The following is an 18,237-nucleotide window of genomic DNA, read 5'->3' on the forward strand; positions in this document are numbered from 1 at the left end:
TTGTCCTGGAGCGAGGCGCAGAGATTTCGATATCGCCTGATGCCCGCGCCGCGCGCCCGCGTCAACGCCATTGCGTGTCGCGCGAGGGCGCAGAAACGAAAAAGCCCCGGACCGTGGTCCGGGGCTTTGGGATTGTCGTGCCGGCCGGCGTCATTCCGCCGGTTTGGGTTTCTTCGAAAACAGGCCCTTCAGGTTGTCGAAGAGCTCGATCTTCACGCCCTGGCGCTTCATGATGATCGACTGCTGGAGCACCGAAAGGGTGTTGTTCCAGGCCCAGTAGATCACGAGACCGGCCGGGAAGGATGCCAGCATGAAGGTGAAGACCACGGGCATCCAGGTGAACAGCATTGCCTGGGTCGGATCCGGCGGCGTCGGGTTCATGCGCATCTGCACGAACATGGTAACGCCCATGATGATCGGCCAGACGCCGAGATGCAGGAAGGTCGGACCGTCGAACGGCAGCAGGCCGAAGAGGTTGACGATCGTCGTCGGATCGGGCGCCGAGAGGTCGTGGATCCAGCCGAAGAACGGCGCATGGCGCATCTCGATGGTGATGTAGATCACCTTGTAGAGTGCGAAGAACACCGGGATCTGGATGAGGATCGGCCAGCAGCCCGCCAGCGGATTGATCTTCTCGTCCTTGTAGAGCTGCATCATCGCCTGCTGCAGGCCCATGCGGTCGTCGCCGAACTTCTTCTTCAGTTCCTCCATCTTCGGCTGAACCTTCTTCATGTTCGCCATCGATGCGTACTGCTTGTTGGCGAGCGGGAAGAAGAGGCCCTTGACCACGATCGTGGTGATCAGGATCGCGATGCCGAAGTTGCCGAACAGACGGAAGAAGAAATCCATCATTTTGAACATCGGCTTGGTGATGAAGTAGAACCAGCCCCAGTCGATCAGCTTGTCGAAGTTGGGGATCGAGTAGGCCACTTCGTAATTGTCGACGACAGGAACTTCCTTGGCGCCGGCGAAGACGAGGTTCTTGACCTCGGACGTCTGGCCGGGGGCCACGGTCACGGCGTCGCTCTTGTAGTCGCTCTGGTAGCGGGCGCGGCCATCGGTGAAGTGCGTGAAGCGGGTGTCGTAAGGGGTCGCCTGCGGCGGGACGATCGCTGCTGCCCAGTACTTGTCGGTGATGCCGAGCCAGCCGCCGGTCGCCTTGCCGGGTTCGACGGACTTTTCGTCTTCGATCTTGCCGTATTTCAGTTCCTGCAGGCCGTGTTCGCCGAGGACGCCGATGAAGCCTTCATGCAGCACGTAGACGCTCGGCGTCGTCGGCTTGTTGAAGCGGGTCACGCGGCCATAGGACGAAAGCGCCAGCGGCTCGGCCGTGCCGTTCTTGATGCTGTCGACCACCTGGAACATGTAGTGGTCGTCGACCGAGACCGTGCGGGTAAAGGTGACGCCCTTTTCGTTGGTGAAGCTCAGCGTTACCGGGGTCGCCGCAGTCAGCTTGTCGCCGCCTGCAAGCGTCCACACGGTCTGCGGGCCGGGCACGCTGCCGGTCGCATCGCTGCCGACATAGCCGAGTTCGGCGAAGTAGCCGTCGGTGGTCTCTGCCGGACTGAAGAGGGTGATGACGGGGCTCTTCGGATCGACCGTCTCGCGGTATTCCTTGAGCTTGAGGTCGTCGAAGCGCGCGCCGGTCAGGTTGATGGAGCCGGAAAGGGCTGGCGTGTCGATCGCAACGCGGGCCGATTTGGCAATTGCCTGGTCGCGGTTCTCGCCGGCGCCCGGAATTGCACCGCTGCCCGGCAGAGCTTGGCCCGAAGGCTGCTGCGTCGGGGTCGCTGGCTGCGACTGCGACTGCGCCTGTTGCGCCTGCAGGGCTTCCGCAGCGATGCGTTCCTTTTCCATCTTCGGATTGACGTAAAGGAACTGCCAGGCAATGAGGATCAGCACGGACAGGCCAATCGCCACGAAATAGTTGCGGTTTTTTTCCATCATGGTTTCCTGGAACCGGCCGGCGGCCGCTTCTGTTTCGGCTTGTTTTCGATGCGCTCGCCAAGCCCCCGGGTCAAGGCGTCGAAGGGGGCGTTCAGGAGATCGCGTCGGGCGACAATCACATAGTCGTGTCCGGGTTTCATTGCAAACCCGGCGGAAAGCCGCACCGCCTCTTTCAGGCGTCGGCGCATCCGGTTTCGCTCGACGGCATTGCCGTGTTTCTTGGTAACGGTGAAGCCGACGCGGGCTTCGCCCTCCGGATCGTTGCGGTCGAGCACTTCGAGGAGAAACAAGGGGCCTCTACGGCTTTCTCCTGCCCGAACGGCCAAAAACTGCGGACGGCTTTTCAGCCGCCCGACAGTCGTTTTGTCTTTATCTGACGTCATGTGCCCGGACACTGGTTTCGGGCAGTTTCGGCTTAAGCCGAAAGACGCTTGCGGCCACGAGCCCGGCGGGCTGCGAGGACCTTCTGGCCACCCTTGGTAGCCATACGCGAACGGAAGCCGTGACGACGCTTGCGGACAAGCTTGGACGGTTGGTAGGTACGCTTCATTTATTTAATACCGCGGTGTGCGGCCCTTCTTGGGTTTGCGTGTAGCAAGGAGCGTTTACGTTACCGGACGCGGCTCCGCCTTGCGGGCAGGAGGGCTTGACCGGACGTGCGCGGCTTATAAGGGGAAATTTCCCGGAAAGTCAATTGCGGCCGGCGATTCAGTGGCCGCGGGATCGTAAAAGTAACCGGCACACTGGATTGAGGCGTGTCACAGGCGCGCGAAAGGCGGGCATCTAGCCGAGATTGGTAAACAGAACTCTAACCGGCGCTCCCCAGAATGCCTGCCGGCTGCGACGAGTTTTATTAACTACGGCTATTTTAGGGTCGCCTCGGTGCAATGGGGTGGCGGCGTGTCCGATAAGCGGACAGGTCTCGCGACCTTGTGGAGGTCGGGATGAAAATACGCGGTAAAATCTATCTGATCGTCGGGATCATGAGCCTGCTGGCGGTTGCGGTGACCGGGATGTCGCTGGTCGCTGTCAGCAGATACAACGAGAAATTCCACCAGTACGAGAATGTTGCGACGCGCGCCTTCAACGCGGAACGCCTGAACCGTCTGGTGACCGCGGTCGTCATGGAATCGCGCGGTATTTACGCCGCCCCGACCATCGAGAAGGCCAAGCCCTTCGCCGAAGGCATCCGCAAGAACCTCGACAAGATCGACGCGCTGCTCACCGAGTGGCGCCCGCTGATCCCGGCTGAAACGAAAGCGTCCTTCGATACGTTGGTCGCCCGCGCCGCGGAGTTCAAGACTTTCCGCGTCGAGACGGCGCGGCTTGGCGAGGAGGTCTCGCCGCAGGCCGCCAACGAGCAGGGCAACACCGATGCCAATCGCGCGAACCGCAAGGCTTTCCAGCAGCAGATCGACGGCGTTGTCGACATAAACCTGAAGACGCTTGAAGTCGTTACGGCTGACGTTGCCACCTTCGAGCGCGGTGTAATCATCACCATTCTCGCCATCGCCGGCCTCGGCATGCTCGCCGGCCTCGGCGCGGCCTTCTATATCGCAACGAACCATTTGAGCCGCCCGATCCTCGAGCTGACCGGCAAGATGAAGCAACTGGCTGGCGGCGATCTGACCGTCGACGTGCCCTTCGCTGGCCGCAAGGACGAAATCGGCGAAATGGCTGAAGCCGTTCAGGTCTTCAAGCAGAACGGCCTTGCCGTTCGCGACCTCAATGCACAGGAAGCGGTGCTGCGTGAAAAGAGCGCCGACCTCCAGTCGAGCATCGGCGTCGTCGTGGCGGCCGCTGCCGCCGGCGATTTCACCAAGCGCATCGGCAAGGACTACGAGAACGACGACCTCAACCGGTTCGCCGCAAGTGTCAACGAACTGGTCGGCAGCGTCGATGCGGGCATCGCCGAGACCCGCCGGGTCGTCGCGAGCCTGGCGGGCGGCGACCTGACCCAGAGCATGAACGGCCATTTCCAGGGCGCCTTCGCCGAACTGCAGAAGAACGTCAATGAAACGCTGTCGACGCTGCAGAAGACGCTGCGTGAAGTCCGCGTGACGACTGACACGATCAACGGCAACTCGTCCGAACTGCGTGCCGCAGCCGACGACCTCTCGAAGCGCACCGAGCAGCAAGCCGCGGCCCTCGAGGAAACCTCGGCCGCCCTGGACGAGATCACCGTTGCGGTGAAGAGCTCGACCGAGCGGGCGCAGGAAGCGACCGTCATGGTCAACGAGGCCAAGCACAGCGCCGCGCAGTCGGCCGCTGTCGTACGCAACGCTGTCGACGCCATGGGGCGCATCGAGCAGGCTTCGAGCGAGATCGGCCAGATCACCAACGTGATCGACGAAATCGCCTTCCAGACCAACCTCCTGGCGCTGAACGCCGGCGTCGAGGCGGCGCGTGCCGGTGATGCGGGCAAGGGCTTTGCGGTCGTCGCACAGGAAGTGCGCGAGCTTGCCCAGCGTGCGGCAAGTGCCGCCAAGGACATCAAGTCGTTGATCTCGAAGTCCGGCAGCGAAGTGGCGACCGGCGTCCGGCTGGTTCAGGAAACCGGTTCGGCTCTTGGTGAGATCGAAGACCGCGTCCTGAAGATCAACGATCATATCCATTCGATCGCAACGGCGGCGCGCGAGCAGTCGACGGGCTTGAGCGAAGTCAGCACCGCGGTCAACCAGATGGACCAGGTGACCCAGCAGAACGCGGCGATGGTGGAGGAGGCGAATGCCGCCACCCACAAGCTCTCCGCCGAGGCCAACAACCTCGCCAACCTGATCGCCTACTTCAAGGTGGACAATACCGTGGCAAGGCCGGTGGTCGTCGCGCGTGAAATCGCCCGCCCGGTCGAATCGCCGGCGCGCCGCATGATGGGCAACGTCGCCCGTGCCTTTGGCGGTAGCTCCGCTGCGGCTGTGGCGAAGGACGATTGGCAAGAGTTCTGATCGGCGCCTTGCCTCGCGACTGCTTGTTTCCGCAAGAGGTAGGCGATTAAGGGCGAAAGCAGGCAGCATTTGAAAGCGCTACAGCGACCTTTGCGCGTCTGAGAGGACGCGCGGCGCTGCAGGTGATCGGAGCCCGCGGTACCGTCATGGTGCCGCGGGTTCGCTTTTTTGGCAGCCTCGAATGCCAGCCGCCGGTCTGGCGTCACAGCCGCCGACAACGCACCGGCCAGACGATTGCAGAACTGTTCCCTGGGTGACTTACACCGATCCGGATTCTGTGCAGGTAGGCCAGACCGAGGCGGCAGCGCGCCGAAGATTTCGCTTCGGCGATGCGAGGGGAGGGAGATAAGCGGGATGTGGTCCTTTGCAATTGCCAACGGCGCGACACTGAATGATGTCCGCGCCTATGTCGCACCCCGCCCGGCCGCTCCGAGATTGGAAAACAGACGGCCATCTCCTATTATGGACCCTTGGCGCGAAGCCGATTGGCTCGGGCACGTGTGCGGGCTCTCGGGCGTTTTGGTTGACGGGCAGGGAAGTTTGTAAGGCATGGCGGAAGAGACGCGTCCGGCAACGGCAAGTGAGCCACTGAAGACGAGTGCGGGGTTCTTCCGGGGCCTTTCCGGCAAGCTGCTCCTGCTGACGATCGTCTTCGTCATGCTGGCGGAGGTGCTGATCTTCGCGCCGTCTGTCGCCACCATGCGCATTCGTTGGCTTGAGGATCGGCTGAACACGGCTGCCGCCGCTGCCGTCGTTGTCGACGGCTTGCAGAATGTCGAGCTGCCGCGCAGCGTGCAGAAGGACACGCTGATGGCGACCGGCACCAAGGCGATCGTCATCCGCCGCAAGGATGCGTCGCGCATGATCGCGCTCACCGACATGCCCCTTGAGATCGAAGGCGAATACGACGTCGCCAATTCCACGGCCTTTGCAGCGATCCGCGATGCCTTCGATACCCTGCTCTTCGGCGGCGATCGTGTGATCCGTGTCTACGGGCCGCTCGGCGAAAGCGACGCGACGATCGAGCTCCTGATGAAGGATGCGAGCCTGCGCAAGGCGATGCTCGTCTATTCGCGCAACGTCTTTGTCCTGTCGCTTATCATTTCGCTGATCACGGCGGCGCTGATCTTCCTCGCCATCAACCGCATGCTGATCACGCCGATCCGGCGGATGACGGCGAGCATGCAGGAATTCTCGGACGATCCGGCCGATCCGGGTCGGGTGCTCGTGCCGCCGGAGGGGCGAGATGAGCTTGCCGTCGCCGGCCAGCATCTCGCCAGCATGCAGCGCGAGTTGCAGAAGACGCTGAAGCAGCAGAAGAGCCTTGCCGAGCTTGGCCTTGCCGTGTCGAAGATCAACCACGACATGCGCAATATTCTGTCTTCGGCACAACTGATCTCCGACCGCTTGGCCGACGTGGATGATCCCGTGGTCAAGCGTTTCGCCCCGACCCTGCTGCGCACCATCGACCGGGCTGTCGGCTATACGCGCGAGGTCCTCTCCTATGGCCGCACCACCGAGGCCGAGCCGCATCGCCGCTTCGTGGCGTTGAAGCCGCTTGTTTCCGATGTCGCCGAACTGCTGGCGATCGATCCCCAAGCGGGCATCGATTTCCAGATCCAGATGCAGGACGACATCGAGGTCGATGCGGACAGCGAGCAGCTCTTCCGGGTGGTGCACAATATCTGCCGCAATGCCGTCCAGGCCCTGACCAACCATGAGCCGGAGGACGGCCGTCCGCGGCTTGTCACGGTGTCGGCCATGCGCATCGGCAGCGTCGTCACCATCTCCGTCGACGATACCGGCCCCGGCATGCCGCCGAAGGCGCGGGAAAACCTGTTCGCCGCTTTCCGCGGCTCGGCCCGCTCCGGTGGCACCGGACTTGGTCTCGCGATCGCGCGCGAGCTGGTGCTTGCCCATGGCGGCACGATCGCGCTTGTCGAAAAGCGGACGCCCGGCACGCTCTTCCGCATCGAACTGCCCGACCGGCCGGTGCCGCTCGACGCATTCCGCTCGAAGTTTCGCCACTAGCGCACGGCAATTCCCGCCCCATGAGGCGGGTAGCCGCTAAGGCTGGCGCCTCCAACAAATTTTTCCGGGGCCGCTTCCGCGGCGCAACACCCTGCTTTTCAGGGCATTGCTGCACCGCAGTCGTAGCGACTGTCCACAGCAAGTCGGGGCATCGTCGTAAAAATGAAATTTTTTTGCCGAACGGCGCTTGCAATCCCCGAAAGGACCCTTTAGAGAACCGCTCACGCAAGCGGTTCGACCGCTTCAGGCAAGCACCCGTAGCTCAGCTGGATAGAGCACCAGACTACGAATCTGGGGGTCAGGAGTTCGAATCTCTTCGGGTGCGCCATTCTTCTTCAATAGCTTAGGCTAGTCCAGATCCCCGTCGTTTGTGCGGGGATTTTTGCGTTTTGGGGCCATCCTTTCAGTCAAGCGCGGCGCTGTGCGACGTTGGCGCAGCTGTCGGTCGCGCAGCCGTTCGGCCACGCTTGGTTGCGAGCCGATTGCTTTGGCGGCGGTGCGCGAACGGCCGAGCGATCCCGCTCGCTCGGATGGCGGCCCGAGTTTCTCGATATGACGCAAACCCCACCGCTGCGAAGATCGCAAGGATGGTCACGGCGATCGCGCTGAGGATGGCCGCGCTGTTGAAGCCTGTCGTAAAGGCCGCCCGGGCATTCTCGATGAGGCCCGCCGGCAGTTCCGCCTGCACCGCCCACGGGCCCCACAGACTGTCGCTGACAGCCTCGCGGGCCGCGTCCCCGAGGTCATCGGGTGTGCTGAGACCAATCGAATGGCGATAGATCGCAGTCGAGATGCTGCCGAGCACGGCGATGCCGAGCGAAATGCCGAGATTCCTGCACGGTTTCGGTCATGGCCGAGGCGGAGCCTGCCTTCTCGGGCGGTGCGGAGCCGACGACGAGGTCGGTACCGACTTCGCACATGAGACGTTGCTCGTCGACGAGCATCGTCATTTGCGGATGACCGTCCACTTCGAGGGGTAGGGGCCTTGCCCACAGTCACGACGATTTTTGCTACTGCGACATATTCGCCGCGCGGAGCGTGGGGGCAATTGTTCAATGCTCCGAAGTGGTTACGTGACAAGGAATATATATTAGTATAATGTAATTTCTAGAGGTCGTGGAGGCGCCGAACCCGTCTCGGAGCCTTTGGGGGATAGTGACTCCGGATCACAAAAAGGCGGAAGCGCCTTCACGAACTTTTGACGCCTGTGTCTGAGAATTGGCCCAATGACTTCCTATATTCACGAAGATATCGCGGCCGCTGAAGGAAAGGAGGTGCCGGATGTATCGCTATATGATGAAAGAACTGCTGGTGATCGTAGCTGGCCTTTCGATATGTGCCTTCACGATCCTGTTCTTCCTGGTTAACTCGACGCCCAATCTCTGACGGACGCCAAACGGCGTTCCGCGAGCGTTGGTGTCACCGAAGGTGCGCCAGTATGTCCAGAGTGCGCCGATCCTTCTCTCCCCCGAAATAGTGCTCAAGCGCCTGTTCGAACAGGTGCCCGCCCTCGTCGGCCTCGGCAAACAAGGTCATCGATGACCGGAACTTCACGTCGTCGGGGCTGGAGAAGATGTCGTGTGCCGATTTCCCTGAAACCGCATTGACCAGTTCGGTGCATTGCCGAAGCCGCAGCCCCAGCAGCGGGTGGGCGAGATAGGCCCGCGCTTCGTCGAGCCCGGAGATCGCATAGCGCTCTGCCATCGGCGAATGGCCGAGGCCGGCGATCTGCGGGAAGACGAACCACATCCAATGTGTCCGTTTGCGGCCGTGGCCGAGTTCGTCCAGAACCGCGGCATAGACACGGTCCTGGGCTTCGACGAAACGTTTGAGCTCGAAGGGATCAGGCATTACCGCGTCTCCTTCTCCACGCCTGCGGCGGTGGCGTCAGTTACCAGCGATGATGAACATGAACCTTCACCAGCCGCTCGTAAACTGCGGTGATGGCCGCCTTGGTCTGCTCGTCTATGGCTGCAAGCGCGCTGGCGGCTGCGTTGGATTTTGCCTGCGCCTCGTTGCGGGCGCCGGGGATGACCACCGAGACGGCCTGCTGCTCGAGGATCCAGCGTAGCGCGAACTGTGCCATCGGCACGCCTTCGGGCACCAGCGGACGAAGTTGCTCGACGGCTTCCAGCGCCGCTTCGAACGGCACACCGGCAAAGGTCTCGCCGACGTCGAAGGCTTCGCCGTGCCGGTTGAAGTTGCGGTGATCGTCAGCGGCAAAGGCGGTTTCCCGGGTGATCTTGCCGGAAAGCAGGCCGGAGGCGAGCGGCACGCGTACGATGACGCCGACATTCTTCTTCTGAGCTTCCGTGAAGAACAGGTCGTGCGGGCGCTGGCGGAAGATGTTGTAGATGATCTGCACGGTCGCAACGCCGGGATATTCGATCGCCTTCAGCGCTTCCTCGACCTTTTCGACCGACACGCCGTAGTGCCGGATCTTGCCCTTGGCGACGAGCCGGTCCAGCGCACCGAACAGCTCCGGACGATAGTAGACCTCGGTCGGCGGGCAGTGCAGCTGTACGAGATCGAGCGTCTCGACGCCGAGATTGGCGAGGCTGCGGTCGATGAAGGCCTCGATGTTCTCGCCCGTATAGCCTTCGGTCACGTGCGGGTTGAGCCGGCGGCCGGCCTTGGTTGCAACGAAGGGCCTGTCGCCGCCGCGCTCCTTCAACACTGCCGCGATGATCTTTTCGGACCGGCCATCGCCATAGACGTCGGCCGTATCAACGAAGGTGACGCCGGCATCAAGTGCGGCATTGAGTGCACGCTTGCCGTCTGCCTCGCTGACATCGCCCCAGGAGCCTCCGATCTGCCAGGCGCCGAAGCCGATCTCGGAAATGGTTGCGCCGGTCTTGCCAAGAACTCTCGTTTTCATGGTGCTGTCTCCTGTTTTGCGTCGTCGATCATAGGCTGTGTGGAGCGCTTCTATTATGACCGGTCTGATCGAGTAAATTAGAGCGAGATAGAGAGCGGGAAACCGCGCACACTTTTCTCGACAGGCTGGCTGAGAACGCGTTTTCGGGCGGAAGCTGATCGCTTGGGGCGTGGGCGCGCCGGGAGCTAGTCGTCGAGCGAGACTAAGGCCTTGCCGCGGCTGAGATCGACGACCATGGAAAGGATCGCCTCCGCTTCATCCTTGCGCAGGTCCACGGTCAGAACCGGGCCCTTGTCCGTGAAGCTCTCGCCGGCAATGGTCACGTCGCGGGCGAGGAGCCGCGCCTTGATCAGCGCCATGTCGGAAAAGTCGACTGCGACGGTCGCACGCACGGTTTTGATCATCTCGATCTTTTCCGCAGCCCTGAGGCAGAGCGCCGCCGTGCCGCCATAGGCGCGCACCAGGCCACCGCTGCCAAGCAGGATACCGCCGAACCAGCGGGTGACCACCACGGCGACCCGGTCGAGCTCTTGGCCGTCAATCGCGGCGAGAATAGGCTTGCCGGCCGTGCCGCTCGGCTCGCCGTCGTCGCTGAAGCGATAGGCCTGGCCGATGCGCCAGGCCCAGCAATTGTGGTTCGCCGTGGGATCGGAATGGGCGCTCAGGAAATCCTTCGCCGCCTGTTCATCGGCAATAGGCGCGGCAATGGCCAGAAACCGGCTCTTCTTGGCGTCCTGGGTTGCCGTTTCGATGCGCGTGAGGGTGAACATGGCTGCTTCCGTTTCTGAAACGCTGATAACGGATTGCGGGCAAGGGCGCCACCATGGTTTGGGGCGCGACACAGGGCTTGAGTATCGGAGCGGGTCCGAACTTTTCCGGCCCTCATTTCTGTGCTTGTCACGGAAATGCAGTCACGGCGCGTCTGCGGCGCCGTCTGCAGTGTCGCCTTGAAAGGTTCTTTCGCGCCGCCGACGCGGCGCAGCTGGATCTCTGTGACAAGCACAGAGATGAAGAGGAGAGGGCAGCGCCACGACGACCGGGTGAAGCCCCAGCCCCTTCATCGCCTCTCCCGCGTTCGGGAGAGGCATTCTTGTCTGTGAGGACGAGTGACGATCAGCCGATCGCCATCAGGCTGGCATTGCCGCCGGCGGCCGCCGTGTTGATCGAGGTCGAGACCTCCTCGAGCAGCCAGTTCAGGCAATAGGCGTCGGGGTTCCTGCCGATCTCTTCGGTCGAAGCCGCCTGGACGAGAACGAGCGGGCCCGGCAGGCCGGCAATCGCCTTGCTGACCTCGCGCACGCGTTCGCCGTCGCCTTCGACGAGTGCACCAGCGAACGGACCATCGGCCGCCCATTCCTTCGACCAGGAAAGTCGGGCGGAAACGCTCGCCGGCAGGTCCTTCAACGAGGCCTGGAGGCCGGAAGCGGCGTCGACGACCACGGTGTTGCCGGTCGCAAGCGCAGCACCCAGCTGGTGGTAGAGACCGGTTTCCGTCGCCGGAACCAGCAGGACGCGGCCGCGCGGGTGCAGCGCATAGAGGTTGCGTTCGCCGACCGGGCCCGGAAGCTCCGAAAGCAGGCCGAGGGCCGAGTTGCTGCCGGCGGTGCGGGCAGCTTCTGCCTCAGTCTTGGCACCCTTGCCGTCGAGCCACTTGGCAAAGTCGAGCAGCGCCGGATCGGTGTGAACCGAGCTGTGCTGTGGCGGAACCGGTGCGGTGGCGACGAGACGGCCGAGATAGAGCGGGCCGCCGGCCTTCGGGCCGGTGCCGGAGAGGCCGCGTCCGCCGAAGGGCTGAACGCCGACGACAGCGCCGATGACGTTGCGGTTGACATAGAGATTGCCCGCCTTCACCCGTGCGGTCACATGCGCGATCGTCTCGTCGAGGCGCGTGTGCAGGCCGAAGGTCAGGCCGTAGCCGGTGGCGTTGATGTCGTCGATCAGCTGGTCGAGATCGTCGCGGCGGTAACGGATGACGTGCAGCACCGGACCGAAGACTTCGCGCTTGAGGTCGGAGAGCTTGTCGAGCTCGATGATCGTCGGTGGCACGAAGGTGCCCTCTTCGGTTCCGGAGGCAAGGCCGATCTGCTCGACCTTGCGGCCGAGACCGCGCATCGCGTCGATATGCTTCTCGATGATGCCCTTGGCTTCGGCGGTGATGACCGGGCCGACATCGACCGAGAGCCGGTCCGTGCGGCCGATCTTCAGCTCGTGCAGCGCACCCTTCAGCATCGAAAGCGTGCGGTCGGCGACGTCTTCCTGCAGGCAGAGAACACGCAGCGCCGAGCAGCGCTGGCCGGCGCTGTCGAAAGCCGAGGCGATGACATCGCCGACGACCTGTTCGGCAAGTGCCGAGCTGTCGACGATCATGGCGTTCTGGCCGCCGGTCTCGGCGATCAGCGGGATCGGTCGGCCGGCGGGCGAAAGCCGGTCGGCAAGCTGCGCCTGGATCAGGCGCGCGACTTCGGTCGAGCCGGTGAACATGACGCCGGCGATTTCCGGTGCAGCCACCAGGGCCGCGCCGATACGGCCGTCGCCGGGGAGCAACTGCAGGGCGTCGGCGGGGATGCCGGCCTCGTGCAGGATGCGCACGCCTTCAGCGGCAATCAGCGGCGTTTCCTCGGCCGGCTTTGCCAGCACCGGGTTGCCGGCAACGAGGGCCGCGGCAATCTGGCCGGCGAAGATCGCCAGCGGGAAGTTCCACGGGCTGATGCAGACGATGGGTCCAAGCGCCTTGTGGGCCGGGCCGAGCGTGCGGCGCGTCTGTTCGGCGTAGTAACGCAGGAAGTCGATCGCTTCGCGTACTTCGGCAATGGCGTTCGGCAGAGACTTGCCGGCTTCGCGGGCAATCAGGCCGAGCAGCGTCGGCATGCGTGCCTGCATCAGATCGGCGGCGCGCACCAGGCAAGAAGCACGTTCGGCCGGCGAGACGGCGGCCCAGCTTGCGGCGGCCTTGGCGGCAAGGGTCGCGGCCTGACGGGCATCGGCTTCGGAAGCCTCGGTGACCGAGCCGACCACGTCGCGGTGGTCGCCGGGGTTGACGACGGCCCGCGTTTCGCCCGAGGCCGGGCCGGTTGCCAGCTGCGGAACGGCCTTCCAGTCGACGGCCGCACTGGCCTGAAGTGCTGCGGTCAGCGAGGTGAGGCCCGCTTCGTTCGAGAGATCGAGACCGGCCGAGTTGCGGCGCGTTTCGCCGAAGAGATTGTCGGGCAGAGCGATCTGGTCATGCGGCGCGCCGACGATGGGCATGGCGCGGACGATCTCGACCGGATCGGCAATCAGTTCGTCGACCGAGACCTTCGGGTCGGCGATGCGGTTGACGAAGGAGGAGTTCGCACCGTTCTCGAGCAGTCGGCGAACGAGATAGGCAAGCAGCGTCTCATGTGTGCCGACCGGCGCATAGATACGGCAGGGACGGTCGAGATTGCCCTTGCCGACCACCTCGTCATAGAGCGGCTCGCCCATGCCGTGCAGGCACTGGAACTCGTACTTACCGACCTTGAAGTCCTTGCCGGCCATTTCGTAGATGGTCGCAAGCGATTGGGCGTTGTGCGTGGCAAACTGCGGGAAGATCACGTCGGTTGCGGCCAAGAGCTTCTTGGCGCAGGCGATGTAGGAGACGTCGGTGTAGATCTTGCGGGTATAGACCGGGAAGTCTTCGAGACCGTCGAGCTGGGCGCGCTTGATCTCGGCGTCCCAATAGGCGCCCTTGACGAGGCGAACCATGACGCGGCGTTCGGCGCGGCGGGCAAGATCGATGATGAAATCGAGCACGTAGGGGCAGCGCTTACCGTAGGCCTGGACGACGAAGCCCATGCCGGCCCAGCCGGCGAGGTCCTTGTCGAGGCAGAGTTCTTCGAGCAGGTCGAGCGAAAGTTCGAGGCGATCGGCTTCCTCGGCGTCGATGTTGAGACCGATGTCGTATTTCTTGGCGATGAGAGCGAGCGCCTTCACCTTCGGCAGCAGCTCTTCCATGACGCGCGAGGCTTGCGAACGGGCGTAGCGCGGATGCAGCGCCGAAAGCTTGATCGAGATGCCGGGACCTTCATAGATGCCGCGGCCGGCGGACGCCTTGCCGATGGCATGGATCGCCGTCTCGTAGTCGCGGTAGTAGCGCTCCGCGTCGGCAGCCGTCGTCGCCGCTTCGCCGAGCATGTCGTAGGAATAGCGGAAGCCCTTCTGTTCGAGCGCGCGCGAACGGCGCAGCGCCTCGTCGATGGTCTCGCCGGTCACGAACTGTTCGCCCATCATGCGCATCGCCATGTCGACGCCGCGGCGGATGACCGGCTCGCCGCAACGGGCGATGAGACGGGTCAGAGCGGCCGAAAGGCTGCGGTCGTTCACGGTGGCGGTGAGCTTGCCGGTGACGACGAGACCCCAGGTGGCGGCGTTGACGAACAGCGAGCGGCCGCCGCCGATATGCGACTTCCAGTCGCCGTCGGAGATCTTGTCGCGGATCAGCGCGTCGCGCGTTGCGGTATCAGGAATGCGCAGCAGCGCTTCGGCAAGGCACATCAGCGCCACGCCTTCCTGGCTCGACAGCGAATACTCCTGCACCAGACCCTCGACGCCCGAACCCTTGTGCTTGGCGCGCAGTGCCTCGATCAGCTTGCGTGCGGTCTTGGCCGCTGCCGCGCGGGTCGCGGCGTCAAGCGTTGCGGCTTCGATCAGCGCCGGCAGCGCTTCCGTTTCCGGGCGGCGGTAGGCGGCAGTGATTGCCTGGCGCAGCGTGCTCTGCGGCCGCACCGGCGGGGCGAAATCGGCGAAGGGAGCCTGCGGCGCGCCGGTTTCGGTCGTGGTCTTTTGAAGCGGTGTCTGGCTCATCGAGCGCTATCCTCCGGGAAGCGGTTTGGAGGGCGCGGCGCGCCCCCGATCGTGGGCGGAAAATACGCTTCCTTTCGCCGTACATCCATCCGGCATTTTTTGTCTTTTGCGGAATGTTTCACCGCTACGGCCGAACATTACCGGAGACAATGCGGATTGTTCGCGATATCACCGGATGATCAGAGATCAGGCTGCCTTACCGAAATGCTTCTCGCGCGCCATCAGGCACTCGTCATCGCCGGGCATGCAGGTGCGGCAGACGATTGGCCTGATCGCATAGATCTTGCAGCCGACGTGCTCGCCGAGCTTGCCGCCGAGTGCGGAGCAACGATCGTCCTCGCAGCGCATGCCGCCGAGATCGGTCGACACATATTCCGCCGGGATCAGGTCGAGCTCCTCGTCCGTCTCCAGCGAGAAGCGCGGCCAGTCGGCCGAATAGGCGCAGCAGGCGCCGCAGCTCTGGCAATCGAAGATGTCGTCGGAAGCGGAATGGGTCATGCGCCAAACTAGCATGAAGGTCTGCTGTCCGAAATGGCCCTCACGCGATGGTCGCGTCACGGCGGGCAATCTCGTAGTCTTCCGTATGCACCAGCACGCCATCGTCGGTCACGACGGCGATGCCGTAGGCCGCCGGCTCGTCGACAGACAGAGACGTATCGGGTGTGTCGAAGGGCATCGGCTGCTGGTGCACGGGGCTCTTGAAGATCGAGAACGGAATGCCGCGGCTGGAGCCGCTGATCGTGCGGTGCACGTGGCCGGCAAAGATATGCCGCACGTTGCCGTGTCGTTTGACGAGCGCGTAGAACTCCGTCTCGTTGGCGAGCCGGATCATGTCCATGCCGGTAAAGCCCGTTCTGTGTGGCGGATGATGCATGAACAGCAGCGCCGGTTTGTCGCCGGCCTCGGCAAGCTGCCGGTCGAGCCAGGCAAGACGTTTGGCACAGAGCACGCCGACATGGCTGGTGGGATAATCATAGGGCGGCGCAAAGAGCGTATCGAGCAGGATGACGCGGCAATCCGGAAAATCGATCGCCTGCTGCACGAAGCCGTGTTCGTCTGTCGCCGTATCGGCAAAGACGTCGAGGAAGACCTCGCGCCGATCGTGGTTGCCGATGGTTATGGCAACCGGCGGCGTGAGCTGATCGATGAGCCGTTTCAGCCGTTCGTAGGAGGTGCGATCGGCGTAGTGGGTGAGGTCGCCGGTGAAAATCACCCGGTCGGCGTCCGCATGGTAACGGTTGACGTGTTCGATGCCATTGGCCAGGCGCTGGTAGGGATCGAGCCCGATGATCGTCGTGCCTTCGGGCACCATGTGTAGGTCGGTAAAGATGATCAGCTTTGTCATGGAGATCCAGAAGGTTGCGTCGCGGGTGGCCCAAGCTGTCGCGCGGCGTATGACGCGTCAAGCGGCAACTTTGGGGCGACTCTCTCGGAGCTCGGCGGTTCTTCTTGCGGCGGGCCTAGGAAAGCGCTAATGCAAACGCATCTGATATATCAGCTATGATCGCCGCTAGGGCGACGGCAAGCGAATTGGAGAAACTGCATGCGGTGGAAGCGCACAATCCAGTTGCTGGACGTTCATTGCGAGGGTGAGATCGGCAAGGTCGCGATCGGCGGCGTGCCGAAGATCCCGGGAAACTCGATCGCCGAGCAGCTCAACCACATCAACACGGTCGATGACAGCCTGCGCCGGTTCCTGTGCCTGGAGCCGCGCTCCGGTTCGATCGGCTCGGTCAACCTGCTGGTGCCGCCGAAGCGGCCGGAGGCAGACGCCGGCTTCATCATCCTCCAGGCCGACCAGGCGCATGCCATGTCCGGCTCGAACTCGATCTGCGTCACGACGGCGCTGCTCGAATCCGGCATCATCGAAATGAAAGAGCCCGAAACGGTGGTCATGCTCGACACGGCCTCCGGCCTCGTCAAGGCCACTGCGACCTGCCGCGACGGCCGGTGCGAGAAGGTGAAGCTGACGATGGTCCCGTCCTTCGTGCATGAGCTCGACGTCGAGGTCGATACGCCGAAGTGGGGCAAGATCAAGCTCGACCTCTGCTACGGCGGCATCTTCTACGCGCTGGTCGATGTCGGCCAGATCGGCACAACGATCGACAAGGCGAACGCCCGCGAGATCGTCGAAGCGGGCATGATCCTGAAGGATATCGTCAACCGCACCATCCCCGTCGTCCATCCGGAGATCCCGGAAATCAAGGGCGTCGCCTACGTCATGTTCCGCGATGTCGAGGCGGACGGCACGATCCGCACCTGCACGACCATGTGGCCGGGCCGCGTCGACCGCTCGCCTTGCGGCACCGGCAGCTCGGCCAATCTCGCGACGCTGCACGCCCGCGGCAAGGTCAAGGTCGGCGACGTCCTGAAGTCGCGCTCGATCATCGGCTCCGAGTTCGAAGTGGGCCTCGAAGGCGTGACGACCGTCGCCGGCCGCGAGGCGATCATCCCGACGATTGCTGGCCGCGGCTGGACCTTCGGCCTGCACCAGGTGGCGCTCGATCCCTTCGATCCGCTGGCCGACGGCTTTGCGCTGACCGATACCTGGGGACCGCAGGCGGGCGAAATTCGCTAACCCGACCTGCTTTGAAACATGCAGTTCCGAATGAATCGTCGCTTCACACCGTTTCTGGAATTGCCCAAACGAAAACGCGGGCCGAAGATCCCTATGATCTCCGGCCCGCGCGGCCCTTGGGAGGCGTGTTGGATTATTTGATGCGGCTGGTCTTGCCGAGCATGGCCGTCTGCAGGGCGTCGTTGCCGGTAAGTTCCGCGAGCTTGCGTTCGGCGAAGGCGTCACCTTCGTTGGCGGCCTTGCGGAAGATCGCACGGGCGGCCGGGATATCCTTGGCGGTGCCTTCACCGTTCTCGAGCATCAGGCCGAGATTGACCATGGCATCGACATTGCCGCGGTCTGCGGCCAGGCGATAAAGCTTGGCAGCCTTGGCGTTGTCTTCCGGCACCAGCTTGCCTTCGTCCAGGATCACCGCGAGGTTGAAGGCGGCGACGTCGTCGCCGGCGAGCGATGCCCGTTCGAACCATTCGATCGCCAGCTTGCCGTTGACCGGCGTGCCCATGCCGTCGCGGTAGGAGACGCCGAGATTGTAGGCCGCGAGAACGTTGCCGGCAGCAGCGGCCTTCTGGTTCAGCGCGAATTCGGTTGCCGTGTCGCCCTGTTCACCGACGAGAACGGCATAGTTGGTCATCGCCAGCGCGTGGCCATGTTCGGCGGCTTCACCGAGAATGCGCAGCGACTGGGTCTTCTGCCCGGCCTTGTCGAGCACGCGGGCGAGCTGAAATTCGGTGCGGGCGCCGCTCTTCTGGTTGTAGGCCTCGCGGCAGGCCGAAAGCGCCACGCCGATCCTGATGTCTTCGGCGGAAACGGCCGGGAAAGTCTGGTTGCGCTGCAGGTCGAAGATGCTGCCCGCTTCGCGGTCGCAGACTTCGGCGGCGGAGAGATCGGCAGCGCGTGCCGACGGGAGGGCGATCGCGGCCACTGCCAGCAGACTGACGATCGCCAGGAAGAGGGCATTGATGATGCGGGTTCCGGATGTGCTGCGCTTTTCCATGATGCTCTCCCCGTGTCTTCAGGATCAATTTATCGGCGACCGT

Annotated in this window: 14 protein-coding genes, 1 tRNA gene and 1 pseudogene; 4 read left to right on the forward strand and 12 right to left on the reverse strand. The window is 63.4% G+C overall.

From position 1 onward, the window contains the following. Positions 1 to 150: 150 nt before the first annotated feature. Genes yidC through rpmH form a run of 3 tightly spaced genes read right to left on the reverse strand, consistent with a single transcriptional unit; the run spans position 151 to position 2,497 of the window. Positions 151 to 1,944 carry a membrane protein insertase YidC gene (yidC, locus tag ACTJKM_RS16895; RefSeq protein WP_058329074.1) on the reverse strand — a complete coding sequence of 598 codons (1,794 nt, stop codon included), beginning with the start codon at positions 1,942 to 1,944 and terminating at the stop codon, positions 151 to 153. Beyond that, positions 1,944 to 2,342 (reverse strand): ribonuclease P protein component, encoded by a 399-nt coding sequence (gene rnpA / locus ACTJKM_RS16900; RefSeq protein WP_057248057.1) that lies wholly within the window; start codon positions 2,340 to 2,342, stop codon positions 1,944 to 1,946. Before rnpA ends, yidC begins: the two co-directional genes overlap by 1 nt. A gap of 20 nt (positions 2,343 to 2,362) precedes the next feature. Beyond that, positions 2,363 to 2,497, reverse strand: a complete 135-nt coding sequence (rpmH, locus tag ACTJKM_RS16905) for a 50S ribosomal protein L34 (protein WP_077962533.1) — start codon at positions 2,495 to 2,497, stop codon at positions 2,363 to 2,365. 394 nt (positions 2,498 to 2,891) lie between these two features. Between rpmH and ACTJKM_RS16910 the strand changes: the two genes are divergently transcribed. From ACTJKM_RS16910 to ACTJKM_RS16920, 3 genes are all read left to right on the forward strand, one after another. Beyond that, positions 2,892 to 4,892, forward strand: a complete 2,001-nt coding sequence (locus tag ACTJKM_RS16910; RefSeq protein WP_112994430.1) for a methyl-accepting chemotaxis protein — start codon at positions 2,892 to 2,894, stop codon at positions 4,890 to 4,892. Positions 4,893 to 5,441: 549 nt separating this feature from the next. Continuing rightward, positions 5,442 to 6,923 (forward strand): sensor histidine kinase, encoded by a 1,482-nt coding sequence (locus tag ACTJKM_RS16915; protein ID WP_112994429.1) that lies wholly within the window; start codon positions 5,442 to 5,444, stop codon positions 6,921 to 6,923. Between the two features lie 251 nt (positions 6,924 to 7,174). Then, positions 7,175 to 7,251, forward strand: a tRNA-Arg gene (locus tag ACTJKM_RS16920). 75 nt (positions 7,252 to 7,326) lie between these two features. On the opposite strand, the gene ACTJKM_RS16925 is transcribed toward ACTJKM_RS16920, so the two are convergent. The 7 genes from ACTJKM_RS16925 to spdA all read right to left on the reverse strand — a co-directional run bounded on the left by ACTJKM_RS16925 (position 7,327) and on the right by spdA (position 15,967). Continuing rightward, positions 7,327 to 7,728: a hypothetical protein gene (locus ACTJKM_RS16925; protein WP_058329073.1), complete on the reverse strand. Its 402-nt coding sequence runs from the start codon at positions 7,726 to 7,728 to the stop codon at positions 7,327 to 7,329. 614 nt (positions 7,729 to 8,342) lie between these two features. Continuing rightward, positions 8,343 to 8,774, reverse strand: coding sequence for a DUF1810 domain-containing protein (locus ACTJKM_RS16930; protein ID WP_058329072.1), 432 nt, complete (start codon positions 8,772 to 8,774; stop codon positions 8,343 to 8,345). Between the two features lie 40 nt (positions 8,775 to 8,814). Further along, a complete protein-coding gene (locus ACTJKM_RS16935; protein WP_058329071.1) occupies positions 8,815 to 9,801 on the reverse strand; it encodes an aldo/keto reductase in 987 nt (328 codons plus the stop codon). A 185-nt stretch (positions 9,802 to 9,986) separates the two neighbouring features. Then, positions 9,987 to 10,571: an IMPACT family protein gene (locus tag ACTJKM_RS16940; protein ID WP_058329070.1), complete on the reverse strand. Its 585-nt coding sequence runs from the start codon at positions 10,569 to 10,571 to the stop codon at positions 9,987 to 9,989. Between the two features lie 343 nt (positions 10,572 to 10,914). Then, on the reverse strand, positions 10,915 to 14,622 hold the full coding sequence (gene putA, locus ACTJKM_RS16945) for a trifunctional transcriptional regulator/proline dehydrogenase/L-glutamate gamma-semialdehyde dehydrogenase (protein ID WP_058329069.1): 3,708 nt from the start codon (positions 14,620 to 14,622) through the stop codon (positions 10,915 to 10,917). A 186-nt stretch (positions 14,623 to 14,808) separates the two neighbouring features. Then, a complete protein-coding gene (locus ACTJKM_RS16950; protein ID WP_440635215.1) occupies positions 14,809 to 15,135 on the reverse strand; it encodes a YkgJ family cysteine cluster protein in 327 nt (108 codons plus the stop codon). Between the two features lie 25 nt (positions 15,136 to 15,160). Continuing rightward, entirely contained in the window at positions 15,161 to 15,967 is an 807-nt protein-coding gene (gene spdA / locus ACTJKM_RS16955) for a 2', 3'cyclic nucleotide phosphodiesterase SpdA (RefSeq protein ID WP_058329068.1), read from the reverse strand. Positions 15,968 to 16,165: 198 nt separating this feature from the next. On the opposite strand from spdA, the gene ACTJKM_RS16960 reads away from it, so the two are divergent. Then, complete coding sequence (locus ACTJKM_RS16960; protein ID WP_034797259.1) at positions 16,166 to 17,200, forward strand: proline racemase family protein; 1,035 nt, start codon at positions 16,166 to 16,168, stop codon at positions 17,198 to 17,200. A gap of 133 nt (positions 17,201 to 17,333) precedes the next feature. Here the strand turns inward: ACTJKM_RS16960 and ACTJKM_RS16965 are convergent, their stop codons facing one another. Then, complete coding sequence (locus ACTJKM_RS16965) at positions 17,334 to 17,672, reverse strand: tetratricopeptide repeat protein (protein WP_306341304.1); 339 nt, start codon at positions 17,670 to 17,672, stop codon at positions 17,334 to 17,336. Further along, positions 17,649 to 18,194: pseudogene (locus ACTJKM_RS16970) on the reverse strand (sel1 repeat family protein); the annotation flags it as partial. The pseudogene ACTJKM_RS16970 and the gene ACTJKM_RS16965, both read right to left, overlap by 24 nt. Positions 18,195 to 18,237 lie beyond the last annotated feature (43 nt).

This window comes from Ensifer sp. 22460, assembly GCF_052044935.1.
Classification (GTDB): Bacteria; Pseudomonadota; Alphaproteobacteria; order Rhizobiales; family Rhizobiaceae; genus Ensifer.

What these genes read in the sequence shown, in the direction of transcription:
- yidC (WP_058329074.1), bottom strand. Translation starts at nt 1,944, where the DNA reads ATGGAAAAAAACCGCAACTATTTCGTGGCGATTGGCCTGTCCGTGCTG.
- rpmH (WP_077962533.1), bottom strand. Translation starts at nt 2,497, where the DNA reads ATGAAGCGTACCTACCAACCGTCCAAGCTTGTCCGCAAGCGTCGTCAC.
- ACTJKM_RS16910 (WP_112994430.1), top strand. Translation starts at nt 2,892, where the DNA reads ATGAAAATACGCGGTAAAATCTATCTGATCGTCGGGATCATGAGCCTG.
- ACTJKM_RS16915 (WP_112994429.1), top strand. Translation starts at nt 5,442, where the DNA reads ATGGCGGAAGAGACGCGTCCGGCAACGGCAAGTGAGCCACTGAAGACG.
- ACTJKM_RS16930 (WP_058329072.1), bottom strand. Translation starts at nt 8,774, where the DNA reads ATGCCTGATCCCTTCGAGCTCAAACGTTTCGTCGAAGCCCAGGACCGT.
- ACTJKM_RS16935 (WP_058329071.1), bottom strand. Translation starts at nt 9,801, where the DNA reads ATGAAAACGAGAGTTCTTGGCAAGACCGGCGCAACCATTTCCGAGATC.
- ACTJKM_RS16940 (WP_058329070.1), bottom strand. Translation starts at nt 10,571, where the DNA reads ATGTTCACCCTCACGCGCATCGAAACGGCAACCCAGGACGCCAAGAAG.
- putA (WP_058329069.1), bottom strand. Translation starts at nt 14,622, where the DNA reads ATGAGCCAGACACCGCTTCAAAAGACCACGACCGAAACCGGCGCGCCG.
- ACTJKM_RS16950 (WP_440635215.1), bottom strand. Translation starts at nt 15,135, where the DNA reads ATGCTAGTTTGGCGCATGACCCATTCCGCTTCCGACGACATCTTCGAT.
- spdA (WP_058329068.1), bottom strand. Translation starts at nt 15,967, where the DNA reads ATGACAAAGCTGATCATCTTTACCGACCTACACATGGTGCCCGAAGGC.
- ACTJKM_RS16960 (WP_034797259.1), top strand. Translation starts at nt 16,166, where the DNA reads ATGCGGTGGAAGCGCACAATCCAGTTGCTGGACGTTCATTGCGAGGGT.